This is a genomic window from Streptomyces sp. NPDC060002, assembly GCF_042737245.1.
Taxonomy (GTDB): domain Bacteria; phylum Actinomycetota; class Actinomycetes; order Streptomycetales; family Streptomycetaceae; genus Streptomyces.
The window spans coordinates 1736-9467 of sequence record NZ_JBHWUW010000094.1; the positions used below are offsets into that span (position 1 = coordinate 1736).

Consider the following 7732-nt stretch of genomic DNA (forward strand, 5'->3'; position numbering starts at 1 on the left):
GGCCCCTGGGCGGGCCCCCGTCCCCGCCCCTGCACACCCCCCCCGCCCCGCATAAATATCCCTCCGGGGCGGGTGGGGCGGGGGGGGGGCGGGCCCCCCCCCCCCCCGCCGCGGTGGCGGGCGGAGGCGGCGGGTGCGCGGGCAGGGTGCGGGTGCCGGGCCTGGGCGGGAGGCCGGGAGTTCGCGCACCGGGCAGAGGGCGGGGGCGCGGATACCGAGGCGGAGAGCGGAAGTTCGGACGCCGGGCAGAGAACGGGGCGCGCATGCCGGGCCAGGGAACGGAAGTTCGGACGCCGGACAGAGAACGGGGCGCGCATGCCGGGCCAGGGAACGGAAGTTCGGACGCCGGACAGAGAGCGGGGCGCGCATGCCGGGCCAGGGAACGGAAGTTCGGGCGCCGGGCAGAGGGCGGGAGGCCGGGGGCGCGGGTGGGGTCGTGGGGTGTGCTCCAGGAAGACCTGAGTCCGCTTTGAGGTCCGGGGCGGATCATGAGGCAGGGTGCGGCGGGACCGCGGACGGCGCGGACGGCGCTGACGGCCTTCTCTCCCGCCCGCCCCGTTCCGGCCTCGCCGACGCAGGCCGGGCGACCGCGTCTGCCGCCCCCGGGACGGCCCGTGGTCCGCGCGCACGGTGCGAGGCCGCCGGCCCCTCCGCGACCCCTGAGGACGACACCCGACACCGATCCACGCGAACGTGACAACGCCGTGCCGACGCGCACGAGGAGAGGACTCACATGGACAGCAAGCTTGATGCGGACGTCATCGTCGTCGGGGGCGGTCCCACCGGTCTGATGCTGGCCGGGGAACTGCGCCTGGGCGGGGCGGGCGTCATCGTCGCCGAGGCCCTGGAGCAGCCCACCGGCCAGTCACGTGCCCTCGGCTTCACCACCCGCGCCCTGGAGTCGTTCGACCAGCGCGGTCTCGTCCCCCGCTTCGGCGGCCTGGAGACCAGTGCGATGGGCCACTTCGGCGGGGTCCCCTTCGACTACACCGTCCTGGAGGACGCGAACTTCGGGGCCCGCGGCATCCCGCAGTCCCAGACGGAGGCGGTGCTGGAGGAGTGGGCGGGCGAACTGGGCGCCGACATCCGCCGCGGCCGCGAGTTCCTCGCCCTGGAGCAGGACGAGGACGGCGTCACCGTCACCGTGGCCACCCCCGCCGGCGAACGGCGGCGGCTGCGCGGCCTGTTCCTGGTGGGCGCGGACGGCGCCCGCAGCCCGGTGCGCAAGGCCGCGGGAATCGACTTCCCCGGCACCTCGGGCTCCCAGCTCATGTACCTCGCCGACGTGGCCGGTTCCGGGGTGCGCCTGCGCCCGCTCGGCGAGCGGCTGCCGGACGGCCTGGTGCAGGTCTTCCCCATGCCCGGCGGGGTGGCCCGCATCATCCTGTCCGCGTACGACACCACCCTGGCCGGCCACAGCGAGACGCCCGGCTTCGACGAGGTCGCCGCGATCTGGCAGCGGGTGACCGGCGAGGACATCTCCGGCGGCGAGGCCCTGTGGGTCAGTTCCTTCACCGACGCCACCCGCCAGGCCGCCCGCTACCGGCAGGGCCGGGTGCTGCTCGCCGGGGACGCCGCGCACATCCATCTGCCGGCCGGCGGCCAGGGCATGAGCACCGGCGTGCAGGACGCGGTCAACCTGGGCTGGAAACTCGCCGCCGCCGTCCGCGGCACGGCGCCCGAAGACCTGCTGGACACCTACCACGGCGAACGCCACCCGGTGGGCGCCCGGCTGCTGTCGAACACCCGCGCCCAGGGGATGGCCCTGTTCGGCGGCGAGGAGTCCCAGGCACTGCGCGACCTGTACGCCGAACTGCTCGGCGTCGAGGAGGTCCGGCGGCATCTGGCGGGCGCGGTCAGCCACCTCGACATCCGCTACGACCCGGGCGCCGGCGCCCATCCGCTCGCCGGCCGCCGGCTGCCGCCGCGCCCGCTGGCCACCGAGGGCGGGCCGGTGCGCACCCCCGAACTGCTGCACCCGGCGCTGGGCGTCCTGCTCGACCTGAGCGACACGCCCGCCCTGCGGGCGGTCGCGGCCGGCTGGAAGGACCGGGTCACCTCCGTCACCGGCACCCCCGCCTCCCCCGAGGACTTCGGCGGGGCCGCGGCGCTGCTGGTGCGCCCCGACGGCTACATCGCCTGGGCGGGCGACGACCCGGCCACCCTCACCGAGTCCCTGCACCGCTGGTTCGGCACCCCCCACCCCGCATGAACCGGACCCGCCCGCACCGCCCCCGCCCGCCCGACGCGCCCCGCACCGCCCTCGCCCGCACGGCGCACCCCGTCCTCGCCCGGACGGGGGGCGCCGTCCTCGCCCGGACGGGGGGCGCCGTCCTCGCCCGGACGGGGGGCGCCGTCCTCGCCCGGACGGGGGGCGCCGTGCGGTGCGCCCTGCACGGCGCGCGGGACGCACCGCACGGCGCACGGACGGCCACCGTCTCCGCACCCCCGGCGGACACCCCCGGCAGCGGCAGACTCCTCCCGCCCGGCGGCCGAGAACACCGGGCCCCGGCCATGACGCACGGCCGCACCCGTCAACATCCCGCCCCCGGCCACGCCCAGGCCCCGGAGCCCACCTGACAGGACAGCCGGGGCAGGGGGGACAGCCGGCCGCCCGGGCCCCGCCGCGTCCTGTCGCCCCACGACACACGGCGCGGGCCAGGTGCGCGCCGCGGGCCGGCCGGGGCAGGCAGGCGCAGGGCCGCCCCGGGCCGCCCCGGGGCGCGAGGTGGACGGGTCTGCCGCCGCGTCCCGCCGCCCCGGGTACGCGGCGCGGGCTGGTGGTCGGCTCCGTAGATCCTTCGGGGGTCGACTGCGGAGTCTGTGTTGTGTGCGGTGCGGGGTCAGATGCCGGGGTCGGTGAGGCAGAGGCCGCAGGCGCAGTCGAGGGCGTCTTCGAGGGCGTCTTCGAGGGCGTCTTCGAGGGCGTCTTCGAGGGCGTCTTCGGGGGCGTCTTCGGGGGCGTCTTCGGGGGTGCCGGCGAAGCCGCTGGTGGGCAGGACGGCGTCCCGGTACTCAGCACGGCTCGCGAGGCAGAGGGCGCAGCCCCGGGTACTGGCGGATCCGCCGTCGGCGCAGACGCGTCTGTTCGCCGTCATTCAATCGAGGCGTCTGACAGCGGACCCAGTCGTTCAGGCTTCCTTGTCAGCGGACCTGGTCGCTCTTCGGCCCGATGCCTTCGATCCTGGTCGGAGTTGCGTCCGGAGCGAATGAGCGGTGGAAGGTGAAGGCGTGCGGCGCGGAGCCGTGGTCGTGCAGGTGTTCCAGCCTGGAAACCCCGTCCTGCCAGGTGGGTATCACGCCGTCGGAGACCCACCAGCACACGTAATTCGGGTGTCCTGTCCTCTCGAACCAGTCGTAACGCCTGTTCAGCGCCTCACGGTGCAGACCGGTGTAGACGGCGTCGAAGGCGGGGCGCAGGCCGGTCCAGAGTGAGAGTGTCGCGGCCAGGGCGGTGGTTTCCACCGTATGGCCCTTGTCGTACCAGGTCGGTACGGCGAACTCTCCCCATGCACCCCAGTCCGCCTCGAAGAGCATGCCCCGGTCACCGTCTGCCGCTTCAGCACGCGCGAGGTATCCGGGGTGCCGGCTGATCTTCCGGTAGACGGCCTCACCCCTGTCGTAGAACTCGCGCGTGAGAGGTGCGGGATCGGCGAGAGGTGACTTCAGGACGCCGAATGTGTACAGAGCAAGAGGGGGCATGCGTCTCTCCCTGGTTGAGGCTGCCCGGCGTGGACCCGGTTCGGTGGCTTGCGCATGGGGGCGAGGGTTCGTCGGGCATGGCCAACTCATCCCGTCGCGGGTGGCTCAGCCTGAAGGAATTCCTGCGCGACCGTGGGCGACCGCCGAAGACCAGGTGAAGGTAGCTGCCTCTGCGGGCCATGTCGAAGTTGCGTTTTCCCTGTCCAAGTGGCCTCTTGCACCGGTCATTGCGGGGGCTGGGGCGGTGACGGGCGGGGCAGGCCAACGGGGTGCCAGTGACCCACTTCGGCCGATCGGTTCGCCCGCCATGCCCGTCCGCACCCCCTGCGCGACAGCCCCGAGTGCCGCCGAACGCGTGCGGTTGAAGAAGACGGCCTACGGCCACAAGAGCGAGCACCGGCTGCGGGCGCGTGCACCGGTGGTGCTGCACGCCGCGCGTGGACGCTCCAACGCATGCATCGCCCGGGAGACGGGGCTGCATGTGGGCACCGTGCGCCGCCGGCGTGGCCGGTTCGCCCAGGCGGGCCTGCCCGGGCTCAAAGACCGTCAACGCTGCGGCCGTCCCGCCTCGTTCACACCGCTGCAGGCCGCCGAGGTCAAGACGCCGGCCTGCCGGCTGCCTGCCGGCTGCCTGCCTGCCCTGCCTGCCTGCCCTGCCTGCCTGCCTGCCTGCCTGCCTGCCTGCCTGCCTGCCTGCCTGCCTGCCGAGAGTGAAGTACCGCTCTCACGCTGGTCGTGCCCAGAACCGGCCCGCGAGGCCGCCCGGCGGGGCATCGCCCCGTTCATGCCGGCGTCGACCGTGCGCCGCCGGCCGGCCCAGGACGCGCTCAAGCCCTGGCAGCACCGCTCCTGCATCTTCATCACCAGCCCCGGGCTTCCGGCTGAAGGCCGTCTGGGTGCTGGACCGGTACGCCCGCACCTGGCAGGGCGAACAGCTCGACGATGACGAGTACGTGATCAGCGCGGACGAGGAGACCTCCATCCAGACCCGGTGCCGCTGCCGCCCCGCCCTCGGCCCAGGCAAGGCCAGGGCGATGCGCATCAGTCACACCTACGGACGCGGCGGCGCCCTGGCCTGCCCAGCCGCCTACGACGTCCACGCCGCGAAGGTGTCCGGCGCACCGAAGAACGCACCGAGATCGTCCCGTTCATGAACCTGGCTACCCAGGTCATGAGCCAGGAACCCCACGCGAGCGCCGGGCGCGTGTGCCGGATCGCCGACAACGGCTCCTCCCCTCGCGGTCGGAAGGCGGCCGACCGGCTCACCGCGGCGTTCCCGAACACGGTCGATGGTCCACACCCCCGTGCACGCCTCCTGGCTCGACCAGGTCGAGATCTGCTTCTCCGCCGTCCGGAGCGAGGCCCTCTCGCCCAACGCCTTCACCGACCTACCGAGGTCAGGGACCGGCTCCGAGTCTTCGAAGACCGCTGCCACGGCACAGCCGTTCCAGTGGAGGGTGACCACCTCCGACCTGGACGATCCGCCGGCCAGGCCCGACCGGCACACCGCCGATCGACCCGGGGTGGCCGGTGCCGGCCACGCCGGCGGCGCGAGCTCTCGCGTACCTGGGCACGCGAGTGGGCGAAGTGCGCGCCGCGTGCCGGCCGGGGCAGCGGGCGCCGGGCCGCCCGGCGGCACGGATGGACGGGGCTGCGGCACGGCCCCGCCGTGTCCAGCCGCCCCGGCCCCGGCGGCGGGAGCCCTCGCTCCCGGGCACACGGCGCGGGCCGGGTGCGCGCCGGTCCCTGCACCCGGGGCGGGCGGCGGGCCGGGTTCAGGTCCACTGCTCGGCCGGTCCCACGCCGGGTACCGGTTTGCCGATGAGGGCGAACGCCCCCCAGAAACCGGCCTGTCCGATGACGAGGGCCAGCGTGGCGATCGCCATGTCGTCGTAGTGCCGGGCGACTTCCGTGTACAGCTCGTCGGAGACGCGCTCGCCCCAGCTGCTCGGCTGGAGCACGGCCTCCGCCAGTTCCAGTGCGGCCCGCTCGGCGTCGGTGAAGTACGGGGCGTCCCACCAGGTGGCCACGGCGGCGATCCGCTCCTGCGACTCCCCCGCCTCGCGCAGCGCGGCCGCGTTGCGCAGCGCCGCGTAGGTGTTGCCGATGAGCTGGCCGGTGCGCAGGTGGATCAGGCCGATCGTGGTCTGCGGCACCGAGCCGTTCGCGCCGGCCTTGCGCAACGCGCCTGCCACCTCTGCCAGTTCAGGGACGAGGGTGACGGGGTTGGGTATGCGTGATCCCACGGTTTCCTCCTCGGGGCGGAGCGTGATCCGCTCTTCGGTGTGTCCTCATGTGTCCTCACCTCCCTGACGGATCACGGCCCCCGTTGTGACCGCCCGGCGCGAAATGCCTCACCCGGGGGGGCGGATGCCGAAGTGCCCGCCGCGCAGGAGGAGTTCAGGGCCGTCCGGTGTTCAAGGGATCTTCCCTTTTCTTTCTCCCGCCCCGCCTCCGGCCCGCCCCGCCGCTCAAGAACGGCTTTGGGATCGCTCGAGTTACGGCGTGGGGCGCCCCGCCCGCACCGCGTTCCTTGGCCTGCGGGCCGCGGGCCAAGGAGAACACGGCCCGCAAGACCCGCAGCTCTCGGGCCCTCGCGGTTCGGCAGATGATCACTTGAAAATCCGGGAATACATCACTCCATTTATCGTGCGAGCGGAGCTGCGCCTTCCCGGTGGAAAGTAAACCGGCTGGTATGTATCTTCGTTTTTCCGAGGGGGCTGCCCCCCGGAATTCAAGGCCGAGGCGGCTCAGGGGGAGCTATGTCTGCGAGCGCGTTCCGCATACACCGCGCGATATCCGGCGCAGCACACACACAGGCGGGCGCGGCCGTGCCCGTGGGGGCCGGTGACGCCCTCCCGCCGTCCCTGACCACCACCGTGCCCAAGGAGTTCGTCCACCGCGCCAGCGTCGCCGAGGTCCTGCTCACCGACTGGGCGCGGGTGGACGAGTCCCGCTTCACCGTCGCCGCCCAGTGGCCCCGCGGGCACAGCTTCTTCGCCGCCGTGGACGGCTGCCACGATCCGCTGATCGCCGCCGAGACGATCCGCCAGACCGGAATCCTGCTGGCGCACGCCGAGTTCGGTGTGCCGCTGGGCCACCACCTCCTCGTGGAGGACCTGGACGTGCAGGTGCGGCCCGGCCACGTGCGGGTCGCTCTGACGCCGGCCTCGCTGGACGTCGACGTGACGTGCTCACAGGTGAGACGGCGCCGCGGCGGCGCCCTGACCGGCTGCCGCATCACGGTGGAGATCTACCGGGAGGGCCACCTCGCCGCGACCGGGGGCGGCTCGTTCACCTGTGTCGCGCCGGCCGTCTACCGGCGGCTGCGCGACGCCCGGCTGCCGCAGGGCGGACGGCCCCGGGTGCTCGCCCTGACCGCTCCCGAACCCCCGCAGAGCGTCGGGCGGATGTCGCCGGTGGACGTCGTCCTGTCCCCCGCCGGCCGGCCCGGCAGCTGGCAGCTGCGCGTGGACACCCGCCACCCCGTGCTCTTCGACCACCCGGTCGACCACGTGCCCGGCATGGTGCTGCTCGAAGCCGCCCGCCAGGCCACGGCCGCCACACTGGGCCGCGCCTGCCTGCCCCTCGGCATCACCAGCGAGTTCCTGCGCTACGTCGAACTGGACACGCCCTGCACCGTCGAGGCGCAGCGCACCGCACCGCCGCGCCCCGAAGGCGAGGAGAGCGTCCTGGTGACCGCCCAGCAGGACGGCACCCCGGTGTTCCGTTCCACCGTGACCATGGCGCCGCACACCGAATGACCCCCGCCGGCCGGCACCCCGCAGGACACGCCCCCGGGGCACGACACCCCGCCGGACGACACCCCGCGAAACGGCGCCCCCACGAACGCACCGGCGGACGGCGCCCCGGCGGACGGCGGTTCAGCGGACGGCCTCGGCCGGCAGCGCTCCGGTGGACGGCGCTCCGGCGCGTGGTGCTCCGGCAGGCCGGGCTCCAGCAGGCAGCGCCCCGGGGGACGGTGCTCCCGCGGACGGCGCTCCGGCGCGTGGTGTCGTCCCGGCGGACG

At 74.2% G+C, this 7732-nt stretch carries 8 protein-coding genes; 5 read left to right on the forward strand and 3 right to left on the reverse strand.

Going from position 1 to position 7732, the window contains the following annotated elements; all coding sequences use genetic code 11:
* Window positions 1–733 precede the first annotated feature (733 nt).
* Together ACFWBD_RS39880 and ACFWBD_RS39885 are read left to right on the forward strand one after the other, a co-directional pair.
* Window positions 734–2212 carry an FAD-dependent monooxygenase gene (locus tag ACFWBD_RS39880; protein WP_385678601.1) on the forward strand — a complete coding sequence of 493 codons (1479 nt, stop codon included), beginning with the start codon at window positions 734–736 and terminating at the stop codon, window positions 2210–2212.
* Complete coding sequence (locus tag ACFWBD_RS39885; RefSeq protein ID WP_385678605.1) at window positions 2209–2580, forward strand: hypothetical protein; 372 nt, start codon at window positions 2209–2211, stop codon at window positions 2578–2580. Before ACFWBD_RS39880 ends, ACFWBD_RS39885 begins: the two co-directional genes overlap by 4 nt.
* A gap of 263 nt (window positions 2581–2843) precedes the next feature.
* Here the strand turns inward: ACFWBD_RS39885 and ACFWBD_RS39890 are convergent, their stop codons facing one another.
* A complete protein-coding gene (locus ACFWBD_RS39890) occupies window positions 2844–3098 on the reverse strand; it encodes a hypothetical protein (RefSeq protein ID WP_385678608.1) in 255 nt (84 codons plus the stop codon).
* 46 nt (window positions 3099–3144) lie between these two features.
* Window positions 3145–3702 (reverse strand): DUF3291 domain-containing protein, encoded by a 558-nt coding sequence (locus ACFWBD_RS39895; protein WP_385678611.1) that lies wholly within the window; start codon window positions 3700–3702, stop codon window positions 3145–3147.
* A gap of 307 nt (window positions 3703–4009) precedes the next feature.
* On the opposite strand from ACFWBD_RS39895, the gene ACFWBD_RS39900 reads away from it, so the two are divergent.
* On the forward strand, window positions 4010–4648 hold the full coding sequence (locus tag ACFWBD_RS39900) for a helix-turn-helix domain-containing protein (RefSeq protein WP_385678614.1): 639 nt from the start codon (window positions 4010–4012) through the stop codon (window positions 4646–4648).
* On the forward strand, window positions 4599–4856 hold the full coding sequence (locus ACFWBD_RS39905; protein ID WP_385678617.1) for a hypothetical protein: 258 nt from the start codon (window positions 4599–4601) through the stop codon (window positions 4854–4856). The genes ACFWBD_RS39900 and ACFWBD_RS39905 overlap by 50 nt, the downstream gene beginning before the upstream one ends.
* Before the next feature lie 621 nt (window positions 4857–5477).
* Here ACFWBD_RS39905 and ACFWBD_RS39910 read toward each other — a convergent pair.
* The gene (locus ACFWBD_RS39910) at window positions 5478–5948 is read right to left on the reverse strand and encodes a carboxymuconolactone decarboxylase family protein (RefSeq protein WP_385678620.1); all 471 of its coding nucleotides are present in this window, start codon (window positions 5946–5948) and stop codon (window positions 5478–5480) included.
* A gap of 516 nt (window positions 5949–6464) precedes the next feature.
* Between ACFWBD_RS39910 and ACFWBD_RS39915 the strand changes: the two genes are divergently transcribed.
* Window positions 6465–7466: a ScbA/BarX family gamma-butyrolactone biosynthesis protein gene (locus ACFWBD_RS39915; protein WP_385678623.1), complete on the forward strand. Its 1002-nt coding sequence runs from the start codon at window positions 6465–6467 to the stop codon at window positions 7464–7466.
* The last annotated feature ends 266 nt before the right edge of the window (window positions 7467–7732 follow it).

Excerpts from the sequence above, each read along its gene's own strand:
- ACFWBD_RS39885 (WP_385678605.1), top strand. The coding sequence starts at position 2,209 with ATGAACCGGACCCGCCCGCACCGCCCCCGCCCGCCCGACGCGCCCCGC.
- ACFWBD_RS39900 (WP_385678614.1), top strand. The coding sequence starts at position 4,010 with ATGCCCGTCCGCACCCCCTGCGCGACAGCCCCGAGTGCCGCCGAACGC.
- ACFWBD_RS39890 (WP_385678608.1), bottom strand. The coding sequence starts at position 3,098 with ATGACGGCGAACAGACGCGTCTGCGCCGACGGCGGATCCGCCAGTACC.
- ACFWBD_RS39895 (WP_385678611.1), bottom strand. The coding sequence starts at position 3,702 with ATGCCCCCTCTTGCTCTGTACACATTCGGCGTCCTGAAGTCACCTCTC.
- ACFWBD_RS39880 (WP_385678601.1), top strand. The coding sequence starts at position 734 with ATGGACAGCAAGCTTGATGCGGACGTCATCGTCGTCGGGGGCGGTCCC.
- ACFWBD_RS39915 (WP_385678623.1), top strand. The coding sequence starts at position 6,465 with ATGTCTGCGAGCGCGTTCCGCATACACCGCGCGATATCCGGCGCAGCA.